This is a genomic window from Gemmatimonadota bacterium (genome assembly GCA_040388535.1).
Classification (GTDB): Bacteria; Gemmatimonadota; Gemmatimonadetes; order Gemmatimonadales; family GWC2-71-9; genus Palsa-1233.
Map to the genome: position 1 here is coordinate 456,716 of JAZKBR010000001.1, position 25,683 is coordinate 482,398.

Annotated in this window: 15 protein-coding genes and 1 tRNA gene; 10 read left to right on the plus strand and 6 right to left on the minus strand. The window is 61.8% G+C overall.

The window, feature by feature from the left end; all coding sequences use genetic code 11:
• The first annotated feature begins 2 nt into the window (after nucleotides 1-2).
• The gene (locus V4558_02165; GenBank protein MES2304275.1) at nucleotides 3-482 is read left to right on the plus strand and encodes a VOC family protein; all 480 of its coding nucleotides are present in this window, start codon (nucleotides 3-5) and stop codon (nucleotides 480-482) included.
• Between the two features lie 6 nt (nucleotides 483-488).
• On the opposite strand, the gene V4558_02170 is transcribed toward V4558_02165, so the two are convergent.
• Together V4558_02170 and V4558_02175 are read right to left on the minus strand one after the other, a co-directional pair.
• Entirely contained in the window at nucleotides 489-962 is a 474-nt protein-coding gene (locus tag V4558_02170) for a CHRD domain-containing protein (GenBank protein ID MES2304276.1), read from the minus strand.
• 228 nt (nucleotides 963-1,190) lie between these two features.
• Nucleotides 1,191-2,027, minus strand: coding sequence for a hypothetical protein (locus V4558_02175; GenBank protein MES2304277.1), 837 nt, complete (start codon nucleotides 2,025-2,027; stop codon nucleotides 1,191-1,193).
• Nucleotides 2,028-2,200: 173 nt separating this feature from the next.
• On the opposite strand from V4558_02175, the gene V4558_02180 reads away from it, so the two are divergent.
• Both V4558_02180 and V4558_02185 read left to right on the plus strand, forming a co-directional pair.
• Nucleotides 2,201-2,359 (plus strand): hypothetical protein, encoded by a 159-nt coding sequence (locus V4558_02180; protein MES2304278.1) that lies wholly within the window; start codon nucleotides 2,201-2,203, stop codon nucleotides 2,357-2,359.
• Between the two features lie 56 nt (nucleotides 2,360-2,415).
• Nucleotides 2,416-2,802, plus strand: coding sequence for a DoxX family membrane protein (locus tag V4558_02185; GenBank protein ID MES2304279.1), 387 nt, complete (start codon nucleotides 2,416-2,418; stop codon nucleotides 2,800-2,802).
• A 127-nt stretch (nucleotides 2,803-2,929) separates the two neighbouring features.
• On the opposite strand, the gene V4558_02190 is transcribed toward V4558_02185, so the two are convergent.
• Together V4558_02190 and V4558_02195 are read right to left on the minus strand one after the other, a co-directional pair.
• Nucleotides 2,930-4,099 (minus strand): hypothetical protein, encoded by a 1,170-nt coding sequence (locus V4558_02190; protein MES2304280.1) that lies wholly within the window; start codon nucleotides 4,097-4,099, stop codon nucleotides 2,930-2,932.
• A 112-nt stretch (nucleotides 4,100-4,211) separates the two neighbouring features.
• Nucleotides 4,212-4,985, minus strand: a complete 774-nt coding sequence (locus tag V4558_02195; GenBank protein MES2304281.1) for a hypothetical protein — start codon at nucleotides 4,983-4,985, stop codon at nucleotides 4,212-4,214.
• 288 nt (nucleotides 4,986-5,273) lie between these two features.
• On the opposite strand from V4558_02195, the gene V4558_02200 reads away from it, so the two are divergent.
• From V4558_02200 to V4558_02225, 6 genes are all read left to right on the plus strand, one after another.
• Complete coding sequence (locus V4558_02200) at nucleotides 5,274-5,609, plus strand: PadR family transcriptional regulator (protein ID MES2304282.1); 336 nt, start codon at nucleotides 5,274-5,276, stop codon at nucleotides 5,607-5,609.
• Nucleotides 5,610-5,612: 3 nt separating this feature from the next.
• Nucleotides 5,613-8,282, plus strand: coding sequence for an ABC transporter permease (locus V4558_02205; GenBank protein MES2304283.1), 2,670 nt, complete (start codon nucleotides 5,613-5,615; stop codon nucleotides 8,280-8,282).
• A gap of 197 nt (nucleotides 8,283-8,479) precedes the next feature.
• Nucleotides 8,480-8,553, plus strand: a tRNA-Arg gene (locus V4558_02210).
• 165 nt (nucleotides 8,554-8,718) lie between these two features.
• Complete coding sequence (locus V4558_02215) at nucleotides 8,719-10,269, plus strand: class I SAM-dependent DNA methyltransferase (GenBank protein ID MES2304284.1); 1,551 nt, start codon at nucleotides 8,719-8,721, stop codon at nucleotides 10,267-10,269.
• A complete protein-coding gene (locus V4558_02220; protein MES2304285.1) occupies nucleotides 10,266-11,528 on the plus strand; it encodes a restriction endonuclease subunit S in 1,263 nt (420 codons plus the stop codon). The genes V4558_02215 and V4558_02220 overlap by 4 nt, the downstream gene beginning before the upstream one ends.
• On the plus strand, nucleotides 11,525-14,737 hold the full coding sequence (locus V4558_02225) for a type I restriction endonuclease subunit R (protein ID MES2304286.1): 3,213 nt from the start codon (nucleotides 11,525-11,527) through the stop codon (nucleotides 14,735-14,737). The genes V4558_02220 and V4558_02225 overlap by 4 nt, the downstream gene beginning before the upstream one ends.
• 80 nt (nucleotides 14,738-14,817) lie before the next feature.
• Here V4558_02225 and V4558_02230 read toward each other — a convergent pair whose 3' ends face one another.
• Nucleotides 14,818-15,711 (minus strand): hypothetical protein, encoded by an 894-nt coding sequence (locus V4558_02230; protein MES2304287.1) that lies wholly within the window; start codon nucleotides 15,709-15,711, stop codon nucleotides 14,818-14,820.
• Between the two features lie 389 nt (nucleotides 15,712-16,100).
• Nucleotides 16,101-17,351: a hypothetical protein gene (locus V4558_02235; protein ID MES2304288.1), complete on the minus strand. Its 1,251-nt coding sequence runs from the start codon at nucleotides 17,349-17,351 to the stop codon at nucleotides 16,101-16,103.
• Nucleotides 17,352-24,116: 6,765 nt separating this feature from the next.
• Here V4558_02235 and V4558_02240 point away from each other — a divergent pair.
• Nucleotides 24,117-24,284, plus strand: coding sequence for a hypothetical protein (locus tag V4558_02240; protein ID MES2304289.1), 168 nt, complete (start codon nucleotides 24,117-24,119; stop codon nucleotides 24,282-24,284).
• The last annotated feature ends 1,399 nt before the right edge of the window (nucleotides 24,285-25,683 follow it).

Sequence of the window (25,683 nt, forward strand, 5' to 3'; positions counted from 1 at the left end):
GCATGAATATGGCGAAGAACACCATCTGCGTCTGGTACGACAAGGACGCCGAGGCGGCGGCACGGTTCTATGCCGCGACCTTTCCCGACAGCCGCGTTGACGCGGTGCACAAGGCGCCGAGCGATTATCCCAGTGGCAAGGCAGGCGACACCATCACGGTGGAGTTCACCGTCGCAGGCGTGGCCTGCGTCGGCCTGAATGGCGGTTCGTACTTCAAGCAGACCGAGGCCTTCTCGTTCCAGATCTCGACGGAAGATCAGGCCGAGACCGACCGCTACTGGAACGCGATCGTGGGCAATGGCGGCCAGGAGAGCGAATGTGGCTGGTGCAAGGACAAGTGGGGCGTCTCGTGGCAGATCACGCCCCGCGTCCTCACCGAGGCAATGGCAGCCGGCGGTGAGGAGGCCAAGCGCGCCTTCGACGCGATGATGACGATGAAGAAGATCGACGTCGCCACCATCGAGAAGGCGCGCAAAGGGTGAGCTGAGCTACTTCTTGACCATCACCTGACCACGCGTCTCGCCGTTGGGGTACTTGGCCGTGTGGACATTGACATAGGCATTGCCATTGCCGAGCAGCGTCATCAGCGAGTCGCCGGTGACGCTGGCTGTGGCGCTCATCTTGAGGTCAAAGGTTCCCTCGGCGATGGCGCCGTTCTTTCCCACACCCGACTTGATGTCGAAGGTGAAGACCGGCGGGCCCGCCACGCCGGCCGCACCGACGTGGATATGCGCCGCCGTCGCCGAACCGCTGAGACCGTTCACGCGGACGACGTAGTGGAGCTTGTTGTCTGCCACATGAAACGTGGCCGTCCCGGTAGCGCCGGAGCTGTTCGCAGGAGTTTCCTGGGAGCTCGTCATATTGGCGACGAATTCTGGAGAAGCCGCGGTGCGGGAAGCGGTGCCGGTCCAGGCGGTTCCCACGACGGCGGTGATGGCAAGAAGAATGGCTTTCGGTGACATGGGGTACTCTCGTTGAGAAGTGGTGACGGATGACAGATGACAGATGACAGATGACAGATGACGGAGGCTGCAGCCCCGAGCGCAGGGCATCTGTCATCAACCATCCGCCATCCGTCATCCTGTTTTTCAGGTCAGTATCGCAATCAGGATGATGATCGGAATCGGAACTCCGAGAAACCAGAGCAGCATCGACTTCACAGGAACCTCCAGAGATTGAGTGGGTGAGCGTCAGACGCGCTGGACCAGATCACGAGTGCGGCCACCGAGCGTCGCAGCGAGACTTGCACTGAACGCGCCGACGAGGAGGCCGAGGAAGACCCAGAGCAACGAATGGCCGACGGCATCCTTGGCCGATTCGGCGGCCTTGGCGGCCATCGCGACCACATCGCTGGCGCGCTGTTCACCGGCTGACTGCGCTACGCCGGTCTGCTGGCTGATGATCCGCCCGGCAGCGGCCTTGTCATCGCTCGCAAAGGTTGCCATCAGCAGGGTACGGGCAAGAATGCGTTCGAGCTCGCCGCGCACTTCGGGGGATGCCGGCGCGGCGGCGGGGGTGCTCGGCCGCAGCATCACATCGACGAAGTAGGCGTTGGTCGATGCTTCCTGCCTGGTGTCGGGAGGGGATGCGGAGGCACCGCCGGCGAGTACGGCCGACCCGGCCGCGAGGAATGCAATCGTGCCGCAGAGGGCGAGGCCCCACGCGAGGAAGCCGTGCACGGTATCGCGGAAGTAGGCCTCGTCGCCGTGGATGCCGAGCCAGCGATTGCGGAGGCGGCCGGCGAGGTAGCCGCCGAGACCGCCGCTGATGATCTGCATGATCACCAGCCAGGCGATTGTGGCCATGCCGATGACCTTGGTGGTGTCGCGTGGTGCCGACCATGGGGTCATCGACGAAAGGCCGAGGCCGGCGCCGAGGGCGAGGAGGATGAACGACATCGAGGCGACGACGATCGCCCCGCCGAGCACGGCGCTCCAGCTGATACCGGTACTGTAGGTGTGATCGTCGAACGCCGGGGCAGGACGCAGCCCGGTGTCGGCGAGAGACGGATAGGGAGCAGGATTCATGGGAGTGACCCAGGGTTGAAGGACCAGAGGATGCCGAGGCATCGGTGTGCTCTCGGTGACGGTCTCCTCTGCCATCGTTACACATCGCGCGTTCGCCCTGCTGTGTCGCGCGGCTCCACAGGGAGCGTCCTACTCACGAAGCGATCGGAATTTCTCCAACGTGGATGTGCAGCATGACCGACAAGACCAAGCCCGAGCCCAAGTTCGACAAGGCGAAGGAAGAGGCGAAGGAAGAGAAGGCGCAGACCATCCGGAAGCAGCACGCGCACGATGCGCCGGAGACGCGGAACACCGAGAATCGTGGCCGGACGGCGTCGAATCGGGGGAAGTGAGGAAAAGCAGGATGATGGATGACGGAGGACCGATGACCGATGACCGATGACAGATAATGGATAGGCGAGGGAACCGCTGGCGCCGGATCGGGCGGGCGCTGCTCGCGATCCTCTTCATCGGCGCGGGCATCCTGCACTTCACTCGGCCCGCTGCCTACATCGGCATCGTGCCCTCGTACCTTCCGGCGCATGCATTCCTGGTGGCTCTCAGCGGCGTCGCGGAGATTGCTGGCGGGGTCGGATTACTCATCCCCGCCACCCGTCGTGCAGCAGGCTGGGGACTGCTGCTCCTGCTCATCGCGGTCTTCCCTGCCAACATCGAGATGCTGCGACTCTATCGCGCACGCGGCGTTCCCTTCTGGGGCGAAGCGCTGCTCTGGTTGCGGTTGCCGCTGCAGCTGGTGTTGATGTGGTGGGTGTGGCGGGTGAAGGATGACCGATGACCGATGACCGATGACAGATGACAGATGACGGAGTTTGTCATCCTGAGCGGCCTGCCCTGAGCTCGTCGAAGGGTAGTGAGCCGGAGGCGAACGCAGTCGAAGGGGCGACACTCAACGGGGCAGAGATTCAGCGCCGCTCCTCATCCAGCGCCTCGGCCTCTTCCGCCACCTCGGCAGCCGCGAGGGCGCGGTCGCGGAGGGCATCGTGTGTATCCGAGTCGGAGTACTCGGCCGACAATGCAAGATCGAGTGCCACACGATAGAGCATTGGAAGGTCACTGATTGGCACCCGACCGTCGCGCTCACGACGGAAACCCTCGAGTGAGCGGAGCAGGCCGGGAAGGCCACCGACGGCCTGCAGCAATCCGTAAGCTTCCCTTGTGATCGCCTCGATGCGTACCATCGCCTTGAAATCTTCCGGGCTCCCAGTCCCGCCATACAAAAACCGATACACTCTCGCCACGTCGGGCCCGGACAGCGGGCGACCGTCAGGCAAGTCGTACAGGGTGACATTGGTTGCTTCTGGTGCCCAGGAGATGGTCACGTCGGGAATCGCGACCTGCGAAATGCGAAGCCGCCGCCCATTGGCCAGTGTGAATCGGAGAATGCCGACCTTTCGCCGGATCAGCGGTTCGAGAAAGAAGAAGTACGGGAGCATCGCGGCCATTCCGAAAAGCCCGTACTTGAGGTGGTCCCATCCGGCGACGAAGTAGAGCCAGACCGTGGCCACAAGTGCGAGGGTGGCACTGACAGGCAGCGTACCTCGCCAGGTGCGCTCACCGTACATCTTCTTGGAAAGCGCCGTGACGAACGCGACCAGCGCATAGAGCTGTATCATCCCTATCGGCACGATCCAATCGCCGTTGCTTGACCAGAAGAGCACTCCCAGGACAGCGAGCCCGGTCACTCCGAGGAGGAATGGCACCCATCGAAGCTGTCGCGCGCGTCGGTCGGCCTCTCGCTTCAGGCGCAGCGCCGCACGGCTCGGCTCGCTGTCCTCGGCAGGCGGTCCAAGTCGCAGCAGTTCCAGTCGGTCGCTGACGCGAGCTGGAGCCAAGGCAAGTTGGGGCAGCGTCGCCGGCACCGCCGATGCAAAGCGCGCTTCAATCTCCGGCAGCGCCGCGGCCGAGGCCTCGGGGCCGAGGAGGTTCCACTCCTCGCAGGAGGCGCAAATGCGCCAGACCCGGCGATGGGCCGGGTCGAAGGCGATCTTGCTGGCATCGGGGATCGAGGCGAGTTCGCGATTGGCCGCGAAGGGCTTGCCGCATGTGATGCAGGTCGAAGGGGTGGGGGGCATGCCAGGAATCTAGGGGATCTCCCGCCGCCGCGAAGACCGGTGCCGCGCAAGCGCGGCACCACCGGTCAGCTCGAGGCGAGGCAGGTATCGCCCATCGCCCATCGCCCATCGGCTAGTCCTTGATGCCGTCTCCGTTTTCGTCGCGGAAGACGTGAAACGACGCGCGGATATTCTGTTCGATTCGCGAACGACCCTGCTGCGTCAGTGTGAGCGGGTTCACGAGCGAGGCGCCCCCGTCGGCGAGGAACCAGTCGCGCACGTCGAGCTTCAACGTGAGCGCGGTGACGTCGCCGCCCGTTACCTCGATCACTTGCGGGAAGGCGATCTCGACCACCGAGGTCAGCGGAGTGGTGAACGTGAACGGAGTGGTATTGAAGGTGCCGGTTACCCTGATGCTGACGCCGGAGAAGTCGGGATTGGCCGAGAGAAAGGCGGCGTCCTTCGAACCGGCCGGCTTGTGGATCTGCAGTGTCATCTTGTCGTAGGTGCCGATCGGGACGTCAGCCGTGAAGCTCGCCGCGACTCCGGCGATGAGTGGCGGGGCGATCAACATCGGGCCAAGCCGGAGATTGGAACACTCGTCCGTGCCCGCTTCATCGGCATCGGTGCCGCTGGTTTCGTCGACCACCGGTGTCGGACAACTGCCGTTGACTCGCTGCAGCTTGATCTTCCGCGCCACCAGCTGCACATCCTCGATCAGGATGACGTCACCCCCGAGCGTGACGCTGAGGCCAGGGGCCATCAATGACGCACCGCTGCTCCCGGCCGGAATGGTTGAGAGTTTGAGGGCAACTCGCCCCGTGTTGTCGGAGGACGAAGTACCCGAACAGCCGGCGGCCGCGGCGGCAAGCAGGAGCAGCGGCGAGAGAGCTGCGAACGATCGCATGGGAGGACTCCTGAGAGGGCACTGATTGATTCCTTGGTAGTAACGCCTGCGAGGGCCTCCACCAGCACACTGACTAGAAGTCATACAGGGACGCGGGGATTCGGGAATTTGTCATCCTGAGCGAAGCGAGGGAGCCGGAGCTCCGCCCCCTCGCTTCGCTCAGGGTGACAGACTGATCCCCCTCCCTCCCTTCTCCGTTACCCGTCACCCATCACCCTCCGAAACCAACCATCCCAACGCCCGTATTGTCTAAGACTCTTAATAAAGCTCCTTTACCCGGACTTCCCCATGCCCCTCCCAGTCGTCAAAGGGACCCTCGATGTCCTCGTCCTCAAGGCCCTCTCCTGGCAGCCGATGCACGGCTTCGAGGTGACCGCCTGGCTCGAGGCCCGGAGCGGCAAGCGGCTCGCCCTCGAAGACGCCGCCCTCTATCAGGCGCTCTACCGGATGGAGAAGAAGGGGCTCGTGAAGGCCGAATGGGGTGTCACCGAGCACAATCGTCGGGCCCGCTACTACCGCGTCACAGATCTGGGTGCCGAGCAGTTGCTTCAGCAGATGAACGACTGGCTCGAGTATGCCGACACCGTGACCAGCATCCTCACTGACCCGCACCCAGCGCGCTGACCGATGCCATTTCTCCGCCCCGGGATCCGCAAACTCCTCCGCCTCGGCGATGGTCGCGAAGTAGATGACGAGATCGCGCTCCATCTCGAGTTGCGGATCGAGTCGCTGATGCGCGATGGCCTCACGCGCGAAGAGGCAGCCGCCGAAGCCGCGCGACTCTTCGCCGCGAGCGATGCATCACTCCGCGCCCTTCACGCCACCGCCAACGACCGAGACGACCGGATGCGGCTGCACGAACGCCTTGAGAGCGCGCGCCAGGACCTGCGCTACGCCGCGCGCCGCCTGCTCCGCGAGCCCGCCGTCACTCTCTTCATGGTGCTCACCCTCGCCCTCGGCATCGGCGCCAACGTCACCGCCTTTTCGCTCATCGACCGGATTCTATTGCGAGGGCCGGAGCACATCGTTGATGGCGATGGCCTCTCGCGGATCTTCCTGCACACGCAGGGGCCGCCGTTCGGCGAGCAGACGATGGGGTGGATTCCCTACCCCATCTATTCCGCACTGCGCACCTCGATGCAGGGCGCGACCGCGATGGGTGCCTATCGCGTTGACGACCGGATGATCGGTATCGGCGCCGCCGCCCGGCCACAGCGCGTCGGCACCGCCGATGGCGCGTTCTTCCCGCTGCTCGGTGTCAAGCCGCTGCTCGGGCGCTTCTTCGGTCCGGCCGACGAGGCCGAGGGTGGCGCGACGCTCGCGGTGCTGAGCGAAGCGACCTGGCGGAATGACTATGGCGCCGATCCGAATGTCGTGGGCAAGAGCTACACCTCGAGTGACATTGTGCACACGATCATCGGTGTCGCGCCGGCGGGATTCACTGGCGCGTCACTCGGCCGAGTGGATGCGTGGACGCTGATCAGCGAGAACGGCAAAGGAGCGAGCAAGCGCTCAAACAACTGGAACATCATCGTTCGTCGCAAGCCGGGTGTCACCGCCGCAGTGATTGGCAGTGAGGCCGATGCGATCCATAGCCGCAATCCGGATGTCGGCCCCAAGTGGACGCGCGACGTGAAGCTCCTCGCGGCACCGATCAGTTTCGACGACACCGCCCGCCCCGCGCTCGAGAGCGTGCTCGCGCGCTGGCTCGGCGCGATCTCGCTGATCATCCTGCTGATTACCTGCGCCAATCTCGTGAACCTGCAACTCGCGCGGCTCGCGCGTCGGCAGCAGGAGCTGGGCATTCGCGTGGCACTTGGTGCCGGGCGTTCGCGTGTGGTGCGACTGCTGGTGCTCGAAGGGATGCTGCTCGCGGGAGCTGGTGGTGCCGGGTCACTGCTGGTAGCGCGGCTCACCGAGCCTGTGCTGCGGCGGGTGCTCTTCCTCAATGCGGGGTGGAGCAGCACGGTGGTCGATGGTCGCGTGCTGCTTGCGGTGGCAGCAATCACCCTGCTCACGGCGCTGGTGGTGGGGGTGATTCCCGCGCTGCGTGCCGGCGGCACCGGATTGACTGCATCGCTCAAGAGTGGCGTGCGGGTGAGTGGTGGCCGGTCACGCGTCCGGTCGGCACTGACGGTGGTGCAGGCAGCGTTGAGTGTGCTGCTGCTGGTGGGAGCGGGGTTGTTTCTGAGGTCTCTCGCGCAGGTGCGTGCGCTCGATTTGGGCATCGATGCCGAGCATGTGATTGTGGCCGAGGCGCAATTTCCGGCGAGCGCGGGGCCGTTCGAGGAACGTTCGGCGCTCGAGCGGTCGCGCTATCGCGAGTTACTCGAGGCGGTGCGTCGCGAGCCGGGTGTGGAGCGTGCGGCGCTCACGATCGGGCTGCCGTTCTACGGGTCGTTTGGTGTGGGGATCTGGGTGCCCGGAATGGATTCGATTCCTCAATTGCCGGGGGGCGGACCGTACATCACCGCGGTGAACAGCGAGTATTTCGCGACGATGGGGACGCGTCTCGTGCGTGGCCGAGTCTTTGGTGATGCCGATCGCGAAGGGAGTGATCCGGTGGTGATTGTGGGTGAGGCGATGGCGCGGATGCTCTGGCCCGGCAAGGATGCGCTGGCGCAGTGTCTCACGCTCTTCGAGAAGACGGCGCCGTGTGCGCGGGTGGTGGGTGTCGTGGCCGACATTCATCACAGCGGCCTGCACGAAGAGGCCTCAATGCAATACTACGTCCCGATTGGTCAGGAGCGCGGCTTCAGCGGGATGTCGCTGGTGGTGCGGCCGCGGGATGGGGTGGCGTTGAGCTGGCCGGCGCTGAAGGCGACGCTGATGCGGGCGAATGCCGGCATTGCCGCGATCGATGTGAAGAAACTCGGCACGGCGCTCGACGGGGAGTTGCGGCCGTTGCGACTCGGGATGATCACCTTCGGGCTGAGCGGCGCGCTCGCGCTGGTGGTCGCCGCGCTCGGCCTCTACTCGGTGATGGCGTATATGGTCGCGTGGCGGACGCACGAGATCGGGATCCGGATGGCGCTCGGTGCGACGGAGGGGTCGGTCGCGTGGCTGGTGGTGCGCAGCGGGGCGATTCTGGCTGGCAGCGGCGTGATCATCGGGCTCGGGTTGGCGTACGCGGGGCGGAAGCTGATCCAGCCGCAGCTCTTTGATGTCTCGGGGAGTGATCCGCTGGTCTTTGGCGGGGTGGCGGCGGTGATCCTGGGGGTGGCGTTGCTGGCGGGGTGGTTGCCGGCGAGACGGGCGGCGCGGATCCGGCCGACGGAGGCGTTGCGCGCCGAGTAGCCCGGAAAGGTTGTCACCCTGAGCGAAGCGAGGGGGCGGAACTGCTTTGTCGCCCCGGGCCATCGGGCAGCCGGGTGAATGGAGAAGCGACGCCTGGGGCCCCCGAGGTCGTGTGGGCCGGACCGCAGTCGGAGCACCTCGGGCCGCACCCGTGGCGCCCAAGCCCGGCTTCGGGCATATTAGGCGCCGCAGGATTGGGGTCCGTAGCTCAGCTGGATAGAGCGCTTGCCTCCGGAGCAAGAGGTCGCGCGTTCGAATCGCGCCGGGCCCACTAACGAAGTTCATATCCCACCGTACGTTACGTTCGGTGGGATTTTGATTTCGATCTCCCACGGAACCCGTGGTGCCAAGGTGTGGTGCCAAAGTTGAGCCCGCTGCCCCGACACCCCAGATTCAATGTCCGCCAGCCGGACATCTCCCCCCATGTCAGGACCATATGGCCGCCGACCTCGTAGCAGTCGAAAAACATCTCTGGGCCGCCGCTGACGAGCTCTGGGCCAACACTGGTCTTAAGCCTGCGGAGTTCTCCACCCCCGTTCTCGGGCTCATCTTCCTGCGGTATGCGGACAAGCGGTTCACCGAACTGACTCAGACTTGGGCTAGGGAGGGGACGCCAACGGATGAGATCGAAGCCGTGGATTACCAGGCGGAAGGTGTGCTCTTTCTGCCGGACGAGGCCCGCTTCTCCCACTTGGTGGGGCTCACCGAGGGGAGCAACCTGGGCAGGGCCATCACGATTGCGATGTCGTTGGTCGAAGAGTACAACCCAGAACTGAAAGGTGTCCTCCCCCGCGGCTACAACCTCCTGCCAAATGCGACGCTGGGTGAGCTGCTCCGTTTGTTGGCGCCGTTGGACTTGGAGGGCGATGCCTTCGGAAAGGTCTACGAATACTTCTTAGGCAACTTCGCCCTTAAAGAGGGACAGAAAGGCGGGGTCTTCTACACTCCACCCAGCATAGTCAGGCTGATCGTCGAGATCCTACAGCCGTTCCACGGTCGAATCTTCGACCCTGCTTGCGGCTCAGGGGGGATGTTCGTGCAATCGGCCGCTTTCGTACAGCGCCATCAAAAGAATGCGACGCGGGAGCTCACCGTGTTCGGGACCGAGAAGGCCAGCGACACCGTGAAGCTGGCCAAGATGAATCTCGCGGTTCACGGGCTGTCAGGGGACGTCCGCGAGGCCAACACTTACTACGAGGACCCCCAGAAGGCGGTGTCGAGCAAAGGTGGTCGATTTGATTTCGTGATGGCCAACCCGCCATTCAACGTATCCGGCGTCGATAAGGACAGGCTGAAGGATGACCCCCGCTTCCTGCTTGGGCTGCCGACTACCGACAACGCGAACTACCTGTGGATCCAGCTTTTCGGGGCCAGCCTTAACCAGAACGGCCGTGCCGGCTTCGTCATGGCAAACTCAGCCGGCGATGCGCGTGGCAGCGAGCAGGACATACGCAAGAAGCTGATCCAGAGCGGAGTGGTAGACGTGATCGTCACCGTGGGCTCCAACTTTTTCTACACGGTCACACTCCCCTGCACCCTATGGTTTTTCGACCGCGCGAAGGCACGCGGGCCGCGCAGAGACAAGGTCTTGTTCATCGATGCTAGGCCGTTCTTTGTGCAGGTAAGCCGGGCCATTCGAGAGTTCGCTCCTGCGCAGTTGGAGCTCCTGGCCAACATCGTGCGACTGTACCGCGGGGAGGAACCGGAGTACGACCAAGGAAGCAAGGCGATGGTGAGCGAGCACTTCCCCGGCGCGACGTACACGGACGTTGCCGGTCTCTGCAAGGCCGCTACCCTAAATGAGATCGAGGCCAATGGTTGGAGCCTGAATCCGGGGAGGTATGTCGGCATCGGTGCTCGCGCCGCCGATGAATTCGACTTCGCAGAGCGACTCCAGGAATTGAACGAGGAGCTGCAGAAACTGGATCTGGCGGCAATTCCGCTTCGGGAAGCCATCGACCAGGGAGTACAGGAGTTGCTCGCATGAGCTGGATGCGCGGCCGGCTCGGTGATTTGGCGGATCTCTCCCTCGGGAAAATGCTCGACAAAGTAAAGAATAAGGGAGTGTTGCGCCCATACCTAGCCAACGTAAACGTGCGATGGGGAGCGTTCGACTTATCGGCACTCCGAGAAATGCGGTTCGAAGAGCGCGAGCTCGAGCGGTATGGGATTCGGAGTGGCGATATCGTGATGTGCGAGGGTGGCGAGCCGGGGCGTTGTGCCATTTGGCGCGAACAACTCCCTGGGATGATGTTGCAGAAGGCGCTGCACCGTGTGCGGGCGGGGGCCGGCATCGACCACAGATTCCTCTTCTATAGCCTGACACATAAAGGGCAGACACGGGCCCTCGACCAGTACTTCACCGGATCAACCATCAAGCACCTCCCCAACGAAAAACTGGCTCTAGTTGAAGTCGAATACCCTCCGATCGAAGAGCAGCGTCGAATCGCTGACATCCTTTCGGCTTACGACGACCTGATCGACAACAACACGAGGCGGATCGTTATCCTGGAGGAAATGGCTAAGCGCACCTTCGAGGAGTGGTTCGTCAGGTTCCGCTTCCCGGGGCACGAGCGAGTGCGAATGCGCGCTTCGGACGATGGCCTTGTTCCGGAAACCTGGGAACGATCGCATCTGAGCGATCTCTGCAAGTCCATTGAAGACGGTGATTGGGTCGAATCGAAGGATCAGGGGGGTGAGGACTTTCGGCTGCTCCAAATTTCCAACGTCGGGATCAACCGCTTCGTTGAGACAGGTAACTACCGGTTTATTTCTCGGGACACCTTCACACGGCTCCGTTGCCGCGAGATCGTGCCTGGTCAGATCCTCATTGCACGTATGCCCACTCCGATTGGTCGGGCTTGGCTCGTAACCCCGAAGCCATGGAAAATGATTACAGCAGTGGACGTAGCGATCGCTGAGGCAGAAGTCTCTCGGACGTCCCCTGAATTCCTGCTCCACTTCCTCAACTCTGAAGCGACACTCGCAGCGTTCGCAACTCAAGCATCTGGGACGACGCGACTTAGGATAACCCGTCGCCAAATCGCGGCGATGCGTGTACTGGCACCTCCACCTACGTTGGCGCACCAATTCAGCAAGGTCGTCGGCCCCATGAACGCGCTGGTCGAAGTGCTCACGAGGAGCAATGAAGAGCTTCTCGTCGCCCGCAACCTTCTGCTGCCCAAACTCATCACCGGAGAACTGGAGGTTTCTGCAATGTCGGTCTCCGGGACCAACGCCCCATGATTCCGCCTCCCGGGGTGAAGGGGGTCTCCGCAGGCTACGGCGAACTGGAGCTGGTTGAGTTGCCGGCGATCAACCTACTTAAATCCTTGGGCTGGATGTATACCAATTTATTCACCGAGACCTTCGGGGAATTGGGGAGCGAAGGGCGCCAGAGCGAGTCGCAAGTCATCCTGACCCGTCGCCTACGCGACGCGCTCGAGGTGCTGAACCCCGGGCTGCCACTCGACGCCTATGGTCAAGCGGTTGAGCAACTTGCACAGGACCGGTCCAAGCAGATCGCCGTCAATGCCAATCGTGACTTCTACCGGCTCCTGAAGGACGGCGTCAAAGTAAAGGTGCCCGACGAGCACGGCACACACAGCACCGAGACTCTCCGTGTTATTGACTGGGATGCTCCGGGCAACAACGAGTTCTTCCTCACCTCGCAAATGTGGGTCGCCGGCGACATGTATCGCCGCCGATGTGACCTCGTAGGCTTCGTCAACGGCCTGCCGTTGGTGTTCATTGAGCTCAAGCAACCGGCGGTCCCGCTGAAGAGCGCATTCGACGATAACCTGCGCGACTACCGCGGCCAGAGCATCCCGCAGCTCTTCCACCCCAATGCGTTCATCCTGCTCTCGAATGGCTCCGAGACAAAGGTTGGCACGCTGACGAGCGAGTGGGAGCACTTCTTCGACTGGAAGCGGGTGGCCGACGAAGGCGAGGTCGGAAAGGTGAGCCTGGAGCGGACACTTCGGGGATTGCTGGAACCGGGCCGGCTCCTCGACTACATCGAAAACTTCACGGTGTTCGAGGAGGGAAAGGGCGGCTGGATCAAGAAGATCGCGAAGAACCACCAACTCCTCGGCGTGAACAAGTCCATCGCGCGCCTGGTGGAGCTGCGGAAGGGCGAACGCCATGAGAGCAAGAGACTCGGGGTCTTTTGGCACACCCAGGGTTCGGGAAAGAGCCTCTCGATGGTGTTCTTCACCCAGAAGGTCCTCCGCAAAGTCTTAGGAAGTTGCACCTTCGTGATCGTCACGGATCGCGAGGAACTCGACGATCAAATCAGCAAGACCTTCAAAGCGACCGGGGCCACCTCCAAGGAGGATGTGCGGGCTACCAACGGGGACCACCTGAAGGAGCTGCTCCGCGGGAACGAGCGCTACATCTTCACCCTGATCCAGAAATTCAGGAACGAACTCGGTCGGCCCTACCCGATGCTCTCGGATCGATCGGATGTGATCGTGATTACCGACGAGGCGCACCGGAGCCAGTACGACATCTTCGCCCTCAACATGCGGAACGCACTTCCGAACGCCGGCTTTATCGGGTTCACCGGCACACCGCTCATCAAGGGAGAAGAGGAGAGGACTCGGGAGGTCTTCGGCGACTATGTCAGCGTCTACGACTTCGCCCGGTCGGTCGCCGACGGCGCGACGGTGCCACTCTACTACGAAAACCGGATCCCAGAAGTACAGCTGACCAACGCGGAGTTGAACCGGGACTTGGAACTCCTGCTGGAGGCCGCTGAGCTGGACGAGGAGCAAGAGAAGAAGCTGGAGCGGGAATTCGGACGCGAGTACCACATCATCACCCGCGAAGATCGGCTCGATGCTATTGCCAAGGATATCGTGGCCCACTTCACCGGTCGCGGATACCGTGGCAAGGCGATGATGGTATGTATCGACAAGGCGACGGCGGTCCGGATGTACGGCAAAGTCCAATTCTACTGGAAGGCCGAGGTTGCAAGGCTTATCGCCGCACAGGCTCAGGCCCTTGGGGATGCCCTCGAGGCCCTGACGGAGCGCATCCGGCTGATGGAGACCACCGATATGGCTGTGGTGGTCTCGCAGGGCCAGAATGAGGTGGCGGACCTCAAAGCCAAAGGCCTGGATATCCTCCCGCACCGGAAGCGGATGCTGAAGGAGGATATGGACGAGAAGTTCAAGGACCCAGCCGACAACCTCCGATTGGTCTTCGTTTGCGCGATGTGGATCACCGGCTTCGATGTGCCTACCTGCTCGACCATCTACCTCGATAAGCCCATGAGGGCACACACCCTGATGCAGACCATCGCCAGGGCAAACCGTGTAGCCCCCGGCAAAGAGTCGGGGCTGATCGTCGATTATATCGGCATCTTCCGGGCACTGCAGCGCGCCCTCGCCACCTATGCCCAGCCCGAGCCCGGCGAAGCGTCGTCCGAGGGCCGTGGACCGATCCTGGACAAGACCGAGCTCGTGGCCGCACTCCAATCTGCGTTGAGTGAGGCGACCGTGTTCGCCGAGCTGAGGGGGGTGCGTCTAAGCAACATCTCTCATGCGCAGGGATTCGAGCGGATCGGGCTGATTGATGACGCAGTGGAAGCCTTCCTGGCGAGCGAAGCGGAGAAGCAGAACTTCCTGCAGCTGGCGAGTCGGGTGGCCAGACTGTTCAAGGCGATCCTTCCCGACCCACTGGCCAACGAACTGGCCCCCCTCGCAGTACTCGTCGCATACATTGCCGCGAAGATTCGTTCGGAGACCGATCCGGCCGATATCTCGGATGTTATGGGCGAGGTCGAGGCTCTCCTGAACGACTCGATCGCGACTGAGGGGTACCGGATTGGGCCAGCCAGTCAGCCGGCCGCGCTGATCAACCTTTCCGAGATCGACTTTGAGGCACTGCAGGCGAAGTTCACTGCCGGTCACAAGCGCACGGAGGCAGAGAAGCTCAAGCGGCTGATCGAGGGGCAGCTCCACCAGATGCTCGCGATGAACAGCTCTCGAGTTGACCTGGCCGAGAAGTTCCAGAAACTGATCGATGAGTACAACGCCGGCAGCCGGAACATCGAACAGTTCTTCCTCGAGCTGAAGGAGTTCGCGCGGGCGCTGACCGAGGAGGACCGTCGGGCGATGGCGGAGGGGCTCAGCGAAGAGGAGCTCGCGCTCTTCGATATTCTGACCAAGCCGGAGCCGGTCCTGACCAAGGCCGAGGAAGCTGATGTGAAAAGGGTGGCCCGGGAGCTCCTTGAGACCCTGAAGCGAGAGAAACTCGTCCTCGATTGGCGAGAAAAACAGCAAGCGCGAGCCGCGGTGATGCAGACCCTGAAGCTCGAGATGCGGGGATTACCTGCGCGGTACACCCTGGAGCTGCGGAAGGCGAAGGTCGACCGGGCATACGCCCATGTGTTCGACCACTATTTCGGGGCTGGGGAGAGCGCGTACAACACACTGAGGCGAGCGGGGTAGCGTTCGCCAGAACTGTTCCCTTCGCGGCCCGGCTCGGCCAGCGAATGAGGGGGTGGTACGCGCGCGCGCGTGCGCGAGGTTCATACTCTTCGCTTGCGCGACTTCGCAGTCTGCTCCCGCCGCTTCTTCCGCAGACACTCCAATTCCCCGCAGCAGAGCCGCACCCGCCGCTTCTTGTATTCCCTGCGCGGCTGTTTCACCGCCCCCTGGTATACCGTTTCGCAATAGGCACAAACACCCAGTCGGGGGCTTCCGACGATTGCATCTTGCATGGCACCTGCCAGCGCGCCCCACGCCGCACCCGTGTAGTGAACTTCCACAAGGCCTGACTCCCCGCGCATGAGCCTCGGCCGCACCTCACCCTCTCTAGTCCAAATCTCGAACACCTCCAGGACCCGCTGAACTTGCAACGCCCTCCACGCGGCTCGAAGATCACCGCTACTACCCCGATGTTCGATGGGGAGTGGCTGATCGTGACGCTGCCAGATGCTCGTGACATCCACCGGGGAGCAGACCCGCTTAAACCGAGCGATTAAGTGTGCATCTGTATGGTTGAAGAGAAAGTCCGCAACCAGTTGAACATCCGCAGGGTCAGGCTTGAGCTTGCCAACCAAGGCCAGGTGAAGCCGGAGGGTACTGCGGACCAGTAAGGAGGCTACCACGTAGTCCTTCAGCGATTCGCGATAGACGTTGTCCGTCCCGGAGGGTCGCATCGGCAGAGGCTCGCCGAACGGAGAAATCAGCAGCCCGTGATTCTCCACAAACTGTTGCACGCCTCGACAATTACGCTCAAACGAACTGTCACGCGTGATCGCGAGAAAGTCCCTGAGGACCGTATCGGTGGCGGGCTCCGGGAGCTCATCGAAGATCGGGTAGCGTGCCGCGACCACTTCGCGGTTCGTGTCAACTTCGACCGCAAGGGGTCGAGCCCAGGGAACAGTCGGCCGAGCGGAACCGCGGGTTGCGGGAATCATCAATTCCTCACCGGGAAATACCTTTGTGATGCTGTAAGCGATACTGCGAACATATCTATCTAGCGCCCTCTCGCGCCAACCCCGAAGTTGACACGAACCCTTTACGAGGGGGGTGGCATGCAGGAGATCGAGGGGGTGATGGGATTGGTTGCTCGTCCAGATTCTGGCTCTCCCGGCGGAAAAAAGGGGCCGATCCCGCAGCACGCGAACGGCGCCTCCAATTATTGGAGATTGGCCCCCAGCGTACGGTATTGGGGGCTTATCGCCAAGACGGGCCGACGGCAAGCAAACAGTCCCCTTGTCCCATCGAGTGGAGCAATAACCTGTGCACCGGACACCTTGAGGAGGGGTGACTTTTAGAGGAGAAATAGTGAGGAGACCAAGGGGAATCACTCACGGCACATCAAGCGGTCTAACACACCAAAAGCGCACTGCACTTTGAGGCCCGCCGCGGCTATCCGGATCGTGTGCGCATCCGGGGGATTGGTAGCATAGGCAGAGGCCGTACGATAGCGCCGGACTTCGTCCAGTTCCGAAAAGATCGACTGGTCTACCTGCCGGGTTGTCGGGCTACCGTATTGATCCGTACCACCGACACTCGTGGTCAGTGTGAGCTGTCGTGCTGTCGGACATTCAGTCGCCGCGGCCCATACAGTTGATCCGATCTCGAGTGCAATCTGATTGGCATCTGTGGATCGCACCACAACTCCACGATCGATAGAAGCATTGCCTCTCCCGCAAGCATCCGAATGACTCTCGGCCGTGCCAGCACCTGAGGCTGAAGCAGCGGCCGACGGTAGCGGCTGCTCATCTCCGCTGCTCTTCTGCCCTCCGGTAGGAGCGATCAAGATAACGACGACAATAATTGTGAAAACAGCGCCGAAAACCCGCCAAAAGGACGAGCGGGTCCCCCACCCCGGTCTTCTCGTGAACGACCCTTGAGTCGGTGGCAGCACCGCATGAGGGATCGCGGTCGAGCCCTCATGAGAAATCCTTCGATTTCGCCATTGGCGCACTCCCCAACGAGCTCCGAAGCCGACGAAGGCAAAAATGACCGCGACCAGCAGTATCGGAACGATCCAGTTGGTGCTAATAGTGCTCGCGGGCGGGAAGTTGGCGGCGGGGACCGCCACCGGTAACGCCGAAGCCATGGGCGCAGCCGGGGCCGCAGTATCCCGCGCCGCGAGCTGGGTGGCCATACACGGTAAACCATCAGGCGGAATGGTGTCGGTGTGGACAGATCCATCAGCACCCACCGAATGTCGGAGGAAACCACTAGTCCGATCAGTGAGGCTGAGTGACCAGAGAAACGTTGCCACGAACGGCGATGATCCAGGACAGGCATGGGGCGAATACCACCTCGCGTCCGTCTCGGTAAACTCAGGAACACGTGGTGTGAGCACCGCTGTACCGCCGTCCCACGGCTCTACCACACCCTGCGCCTCTGCCCTGGAAGTCAAGTCCAGAATGTATATCAGCGACGCCCCATCAGCAGTGATCTCGATGGCGCCGTCGCGGACGGAAGGCATCGCTTTCCATTCAACCGCCCGGCCGGGCCGCCACTGAAATCTGAACCGCTCCTGGTTGGTAGAATCGACCGCGAATCCCCTGACGAGGGTGTCCGAAACGAAGCCGGGCATTCGCAACACCTCAATCCCAGCCAGTGTGTCTCGCTCCGACCCCACAACGGAAACCACGCGCCATACCGTGACGTCTTGACCAGCAACATCATCATGAAATTGCCGACTGGTCGAAAGCTCAACCACCCGCGGCGGACGCTGGGCGGGTGCCGGCAAAGCGACAGCGGCCGCGAGCAGCAATGCCTGGGCTGCGATGTATAGTCTGTGCGCCAAGCTAGGCTTCAGGTCCACCGGTGCTCTCCCCATCGTGCAGGTTGCTCGAAGTGAGTCGAAACGTACGCCGGGGAATCAGGACGCAATGGCAAATCCGTCAGTCTACGTTGCGACTCTCTTTGACAGGCCCGCGACGGCCGAACATTTCCTCGACAACGCACCGGGAATGGAGCCCGCCCAAGCGGCAACCCAGCGCGCAAAGCAGCGATCAAGTCGACTGAGTACGGCCCGCCTCCCTCATTCCCCTGAGAGTTCAGCACATGGGACTTGACTTTGGCGATTGCCACAAGCGCAGCGACCTGTAGCGTGCCACCTACGGAATAGGGTATGGTCACTATCTCAGCATGACCTCTAGCGCTCAACCCGTTCCGATAGCACCGAGTACGGGTCAGCGGACGAAAACGAAGAACGGAATGGGCGCCGCATCCCGTCGGAAATTGGTGAGTGCCGGGTCAAGCTCCTCACTGGGTCGCGCGATTCTCTGCCGGGCAATCACCTGAGGAGGCTCGCCTTCACGCCGGTTGGCGAAGGGATTTCCGGAGGCAAGGTGCTGTCGCCGCTTTAAGTAGGCGAGACACTCCCCGAAAGTACAAAGGACCGGACGCCACCTAGGGCTGTCGTTGGGCCGAGCAATTGCCACGGGCAGCTCTGCGCCAACGTTCTCACGGGCTACGGACCAGGGTAGGTACAGTTCGATTCACTGTAGTACCGTCTCCCAGCTGGCCGAACTCATTCAGCCCCCAGCAATAGAACTCTCCTGTCACAACTCTGCCGCACGTTTGATTGCCGCCCGCATACACAGTCACAAAAGAAAGCCCTCCGAGAACCAAGGTGGGGACGGACCGCGAGACCGTCGTACCGTCCCCGAGGGCGCCATAAAAGTTCTCTCCCCAACAGTACATTGCCCCAGCTCCGGTGATGCCACACGCTGTGCCACCTCCCGAGGCAAGACTTGTAAAGGTCAGATTACCGGCCACTCGCGTCGGGACAGATCGATCGATTGTCGTGCCATCTCCAACGGAACCCGACGAATTGGCCCCCCAACAATAGGCGACTCCGTCGAGAGTGAGCCCACAAGTGCTCGCTGAACCCGCCCGTATTTGCGAGAACCGAAGTCCACCGGCCACTGCGGTTGGAGTGGCGCGATTCTCCCGGGTACCGTCTCCGATATTCCCATACAAGAAATTCGCCCCCCAACAGTACGCCTCTCCGGTTACGATCAATCCACAAGTCGTAGGAGAACCTGAGTTCCCTGAGAGTGAAGTGAACACAAGGCCCCCTACGACAAGGGAGGGCGCAAGAATATCCTGGCTGTTACTGCCCGAACCGCTTTGGCCTACATTGTTCTGCCCCCAGCAATAGGTGCTCCCGGTGGCGGTGCGACCACAATTTGCGCCTCCTAGTGACAGTTCGACAAACGAGAGCCCTCCCGCCGTTGGGACTGGGACATCACTCCACGACGTCGTCCCGTTCCCAATTAATCCATAGTTGTTGTTCCCCCAGCAGTACGCGCTGCCGCTATTGGTGAGCCCGCACGACACTCCACCGCCCGAGTAGATACGAGCGAATACATGGTTGCCAGCTACGAGCGTCGGGATTGTTCTCGAAGTATTGGTCCCGTCTCCTAATTGGCCCCATATGTTCCACCCCCAACAGTAGCCTACCCCGCCCTGCGTCCTTCCACACGAAGTCTCTCCACCAGTGGATATGTCGACCAGCCCGGGCCTCTGCGCTACGACGAATGTTACCGCTACTTGCTGGGGGCTATTAGTTATCCCAGTCGCTGTCGAACTAATCGGAACAATTGCATTGTACGTCCCTGATGAAAGGCTGCCAGGGAGCAGCGTGAGCGTCAACCCCGCAGGCGCCGTTGTAGCCGTCAGCGCCGTGTTGAGCCACCCTGTGGGCTGGCCGGGCGCGTAAGTCACTGACCCGATACTCAGTCCATTGAGCGTACCGGAACCGCCGTTGGTGATGTTCACCACCTGCCTCCCTGGAACCGGTCCGCCAACCGTATATGTGAACGGCACAGTCGTTCGGTCCAGAGTGATGCTAGGTGACGTGGCCGCGGCGGTGGTGAAGCTGTTCGTCGCCGAGTACTGCCCTTGCGTAGTCGGCGAGGTCGAGTTGTTGAACGCCTGCACCTTCCAGTAGTAGGTCGTCCCCCCGCTCAGTGCTACGATCGCAGAGCCACCATTTGGGAAGGCGTTCGGGAGCGAATGGCTTGTCGTGGTCGTGAACCCAGCCATCAGGCATCCGGGACAGGTGCTCGCTGCTGGATCGGTAGGGAACGCGCTCGGGCTCGTCGCGATCATCAACCAGTAGCCATTTGCACCGGCGACAGCAGACCAGCTAAATGTGGGCAGAGTCGAACTTCCGGAGGTTCCGTTGGGCGGCGCCAAGAGCGATGGCGGTGGGAGAAGCCCAGGCGGCTGAGTCAGCGGAGAATAGGTGATGGCTAGGCTCTTCGTTTGGCCGGGCAGGAGCCTAACACTCGGCCCGACCCCATCGGTGCCGGACAAACTCACGGTCCGTCCCGGAAGCACGGCGGGAGTGATGGTATAGGTCGTCCCGCTGGCGCCTGGCCTGACGGAATACGAGGCGGTCAGGCCCGAGCCTGAAAGTCCGCCGGGAGTGATCGTCCAGGAGGTAGCGGTATTGGAGGTGACGTCGAGCTGCGCAGGTGTCAAAGCCGTGCAACGCGCCTTCAGCTTGTTCGCCTGGGCCTGTAGCGCCCCAATGATCACTGCCTCGGTTTCCACTTGAGCCAGATAGCTGCCTTGGATGTCATGGAGACTGAGTCCGTGTAGGACAGCCATAACAAAGAATGACGAGGAGAGCTTGTACGATGCAGAGAGGGAGTTGGACACCGAGGGCGTGGAAGCGTCGGCGATGGAGAAAAGCGAGAGGATGTCCTGCGCGACACCATCGCGAATGATCATGTCTGTAACTTGGTCACCCCAACCAATTCGGGGGCGTGGAGGAGCGATCGATACAACCCCCACACAGCTTGCAGCGACCAGAGGGGGGCTTTCAGTCTGGAGGATGCTGAGCGCTTGCTCGGTAACCAAGTTCCCCTGTGAATGTGCGATGACGATCACCGCGTTCCCAAGCAAGTACTCCGCACGGATACGATCGGCGAGTCGCCTGGCATCTTCGGTGACCCTGAGAATGGGCGGGATGAAATACTGTGTGGCGGATTCGCCGAGGTCCGCCAACGCGGTTACGCCTTGATAGGAGGCAAGGCATTGGAATGCGGCGGCAACCGAACTGAGCTGAAGCGGTAGCGCCGTGAGGCAGTTCCACGCTTGAACCGCGTCAGTGCCTTCATCGAGGCCGCTGCGATTCAGAACAAAATCGACGGTCGGGCTGGGAAACCCCGCACGAACGATCGTAGGGGTGAGGTAGTATTTTAGTGTTATCGGTGGAGACTTAGCCGGGGTGAAGACCCCATTACTGAACAAGAAGGTCACCGGAAGGGGGTCGAGCTTGCCTGCCGTGATCTTGGCCAGGGGAGCTGCCCGCAGAGGGGGGGATGACGTCGCCTTTTGAAGGCTATCCAAGATTCGGACCGAAGCCAATCGAAGCGCCTTAGCATCCCGTGCCGGGTCAAATGCGGAATTGAAAGCGGCCTGAATCCGCTGAGCTGCCTCGGCTCTGGGAAGAGTGGAATACAATTGGTCTGCCGCCGACTGAAAGGCAAAGTAGCCCGGCAGCGGATTGGAGCTCGTGAGCATCTGCCTGATTGGCGAGACGAGCGATGCTTGATCCGCAGGAGCCACCAGCAGCACCGAATCAGCAACCGCTAGCAGTCTCATGTCCCGGCTGAGCGATATAGTCCCAGTTGGCGGAACAGTTATCGTATCCCGGCGAACCAAGAGGTGCTCGTACCCCGGCTTCAATTGGAACTGGTAAGAGACTTGTGAGTTGCTCGGGTAGGAGCGCTCGCCTGTATCCGGAATAGCTACGACTCCGGGGCCGACCACCACGGTAAGGGTATTCGTGACCTGCAACACTGTGATTGTGGCAGAAGCCATCTTCCGTGGGTCAGCCTTTGCCGTGGCGACGACCGTAGCTGCGCCCGGGGCGACGCCAGTGACCACACCGCTCGCGCTCACTGTTGCGACAGGGGCGTCGCTTGTGGACCACACTACTTCGTTCGACACCCCCACACCGGCGTCTACGTGGACCGTGAGCTGGGCCGTCTCGGCAGTCTTGAGTGTAATGCTTGCCGGTGTGACTGCCACAGAATTGACGCCACCGACTGACGGCGGCGTGACCCCATCGCCACCCCCGCAGGAGGCAAGTGCACTTGCGGCACCGATGGTCGCGCACAATTGGCGCAGCACGCTCAGGCTCCTGACTCGAAAGCCGGTCACAGCGGGCTCGCTGTCTTGGGATTGATGTAGGCGGAAGGCAAAGATCGCTTCGGGCCGTCATTCCGCCGTCAAACCGCACCCCGAAGCCCCAAAACCGGATAGTGGCTCGGCCCAGCGAGCCTCGATATGAGCGGGTGTGTTGCCAATGATCACCCAAGGACATTCCGCCCCCAGGGGACGAAAACCCCCTGGGTTCGTTCGACTGAGGGCTCGGATGGCGCGAGGCGTGGTGCCGGTCCCCACGGGGTAGGAACGGTGCTCTCGTCCCCTGACCCCTCCTCCGAATTCACTGAGCGCGTAAGGATTAGACGCCCAACAGCACTCGTGGCGTGGCCTCCGGAGCATCTGCCTGATGCCCAGCAGGCCCCTTCACATATTGATAGACTCCGGCGAACCGCCGGAGATTCTTGGGCTATTCCCCCGTTCTTACGGGCAGCAAATTTGTGATTCCTGCACCCTTTTCTGGCGCGGACCAACCTCCCTAGAAGCAACTGTCTCGAGCTATGGAGTGGATACGCGAGTTGGCAGACTTCTGGAGATATTCGTCCCATCGCCCAGTTGGCCATCGCTGTTGTATCCCCAACAGTAGGCCACCCCTCCAACCGTAATCCCGCACGTGTGTCCCTCACCCCCGGTGAGCCTCGTGAACACCAAGCCGCCCGCAACCGGAGCAAATGTGCCGCGAGAGATTGTCGTTCCGTCGCCTAGCTGCCCGACACCGTTTTCGCCGGAGCAATAGGCCGTCCCCGTCGCCGCAAGACCGCAAACGAAATTCCAGCCGGCAGCGAGGCTAGTCAGTGCTGGGGCACCCGCAACTGAACTCGGTGTGGTCACCACACCGTTCCCCGGGTATATGCAGTACGCTCCCCAGCAGTAGGTCGCACCAGCTTGTGTAAGGCCCCAGGTGGAGTATTGATCCAATTGCACTTTGGCGAAGGCGACACCGCCGATTGTTAACACTGGTGCGATGCGCGGAGTTGTCGTGCCGTCCCCGAGTTGTCCATTGTTGTTCCACCCCCAGCAATAAACTGCTCCGACCGATGTTCTTCCGCAGGAATGAAACACACGTGCCTCAATCGTGGCGAAGACAAGGCCCCCCGCAACCGGGGTTGGTGTGTGGCGCTCCTGCGTTGTGCCATCGCCGAGAACACTCCCTCCCAGAGCCCCAGAAGACCCCCAGCAGTAGCCAGTTCCGACAGTCGTCACCCCGCAAGTATGTCCGCTGCCTCCAGACAGCTGTGCGAAGGCCAGTCCGCCACTAACAGGCACGGGGGTGAACTGACGATCAGCTGGCTTGCCATCGCCAAGCTGGCCCCAGCGGTCATCTCCCCAGCAGTAGGCGGCCCCAACAGATGTCAACCCACATGTATGGTATCCACCGCCGGTGAGACTGATAAACGTCAGACCGCCCGAGACCAACACGGGGGTGGTCCGGTCAGTCGCCGTGCCGTCGCCGAGCCCACCAAGTGGGTTCCCGACGCCCCAGCAATAGGCTGCTCCGGAGGCGGTCAGACCGCATGTGTGGCGGCTTCCTGCAGTGAGGCTAACGAAGGTCACCGGGGCGGCGGAAACAACTAGGCCGACCGTGATCGTTCGCGGCCCGCCAGTGAGTCCCGGCGCGGTGGAGGAGAGTTGAACCGTGGCGGAGTAGTTCCCCACCGGCAGAGATGAAGGGTTGACCGTGAGGAATAGCAAAGTGGGCGCCGTCGTGCCGGTCAACGCGGGGTTGAACCACCCCGTCGGCTGGCCTGGTGCGTAAGTCACGGAACCGATGCTGAGTCCATTAAGTAGCCCGGTTCCGCCGTTGGAGATGCTTATCACCCGGGCTGTCGGAGGAGAATTGCCTTGGGTGTGCGCGTACTGTACGATGGTGCTATCCACTGTGATGCTCGGCCCGGCGGCAACCGCTGTAGTAAAGCTCCCCACCACAGAATAAGGGCCGCCGGCGTAAAGCCCTGGGATTGTCGGCGTAAGCGCCTGGACGGTCCAGTAGTACTGTGTCCCCGGGTTTAGCGTGGTTGAAGGAGTACCCCTCGGGAAAGGGGCGGGCAAAGTGTGGCCGGTGGTGAGCGTCGTGTCCGAGATGACACAACCGGCACAGACATGCACATTCACATCGGCCGGAAGTGTACCTGGGGTAGTCGCCACGTTCAGCCAGTAGCGAGTGGCCCCGGTGACAGCTGACCAGCTGAAGGCCGTGGAAGTGGATACTCCCGTCGCGCCGTTTGTCGGTGCGATCAGCGTTGGCGTGCCGGGGAGGGGCGTCGCACTCACTGTATACGTTACGCTCACGGTGGTCGAGGCCGCTCCTACCGCGCTTAGCGGAACGGTTGCGCTATAGGTGCCGGCAGCAAGACTTGTGGTGTTCGGTCGCAGAGTCAAAGTCGATGGCGTCGTCGAGGAACTGAGCGTCGGAGTCGCCAACCACCCTGGAGTCCCGGTGTAAGTAACAGTCCCAACCGAGAGGCCGGTCAGCGAGCCCCCACCCGTTGTGATCGAGAGCAGTTGAGCGGCAGGAAGCGCTGCCCCAGTGACCGCGCTGAAGGAACTGCTTGATGGGGTGGCGACAATCGTCCCGGGGATCGGAGTAGTGATGATGAAGGTGGAGGAAGTGGCCGAGAGACCGACCGCCGTAGCACGGAGCATGTACCCTGTGCCGACCAGGTCAATAGACAAACCAGAAAATGTCGCCCTTCCGTCCACTGCGGCCGCTGTCTTCGACCCACTCAGATTCGCGCCATTCGAATTACCCAAGAGCGCAATTGTGACCTGATGAGTCGAGCTGAGGAGGCGCTGACCAGTGCCATCGCGAAGTTCCACCGTCACACTAGGACTTATCGACTGAAGGCTCGGCGTGCTGGTTGGTTGCTGGACAAAGGCAAGCGAGACAGCCCCGGCGCGTTCGATGAGCTGTTGGAGCCCCGATGCCAGTAACCCGTATAGCTGCGACTTCCCCGTCTTGAGGTCCGTGTGATCAAAGCCCGTCAGCTCGTCGTGCAGTACCGCGCCGAGTGCGCCAAACTCCTGAGGCCGGGACGAATATGTTGGAACTACTCCGTCGCTCGCACAGGCGGCAGAGGAGACCAGGCAGAGGGTGCCTGAGGTCAGCAAATACTCCAGGCTAGGAAAGCCCGAAAAGCGTCCACCAAAGGCGTACAAAGGGGTCCGTTCGCCCCGATCCAACCGGGACGTAAGAGATTGTGCTCCAGCCGACCTAATGGCCGGCTTAAAGGTCCCTAATATCCCGATTGCTCCTCCTCCGGCAACTCCAGCGAGACCGTTGGCATCCCAAAGTCCTGAAAGCGGGGTGCCAAGGTGAGGGGTGCCCAGCGAAATGATGCCCAGAATGGTTTGAGCATTTCCGAGAGGCTGGAGCTCGATGTCGATCGCTGCCTCCCTCGAGACTAGTCCCCCCATGCTGTGCCCGACAAGAACGAACTGCTTAACACCACCGGAACGTCGGGCTTCGCTATTCAACGCGGCCACGAGCTCCGCCCCCGAGTCATGGAAGTCTCGGTAGGACTGGTAGTCGAAGATGTAGACCGGGCTACTCGAGAATCGCGCATCCTCCTGCAATTTGGGGAGAAGGTCCGCGAAATAGACTTGCCCCGGCAGAGAGGCAGAGAGTCGCAACATTGGATCGATCGAGCAGGTCGAAAGGAACGGCCAGATCAGCCCGCACCGGATTCCCTGTGCGAGATAATAGGAACGCCAATCAGCGATGTTAGGTGACCACCCGT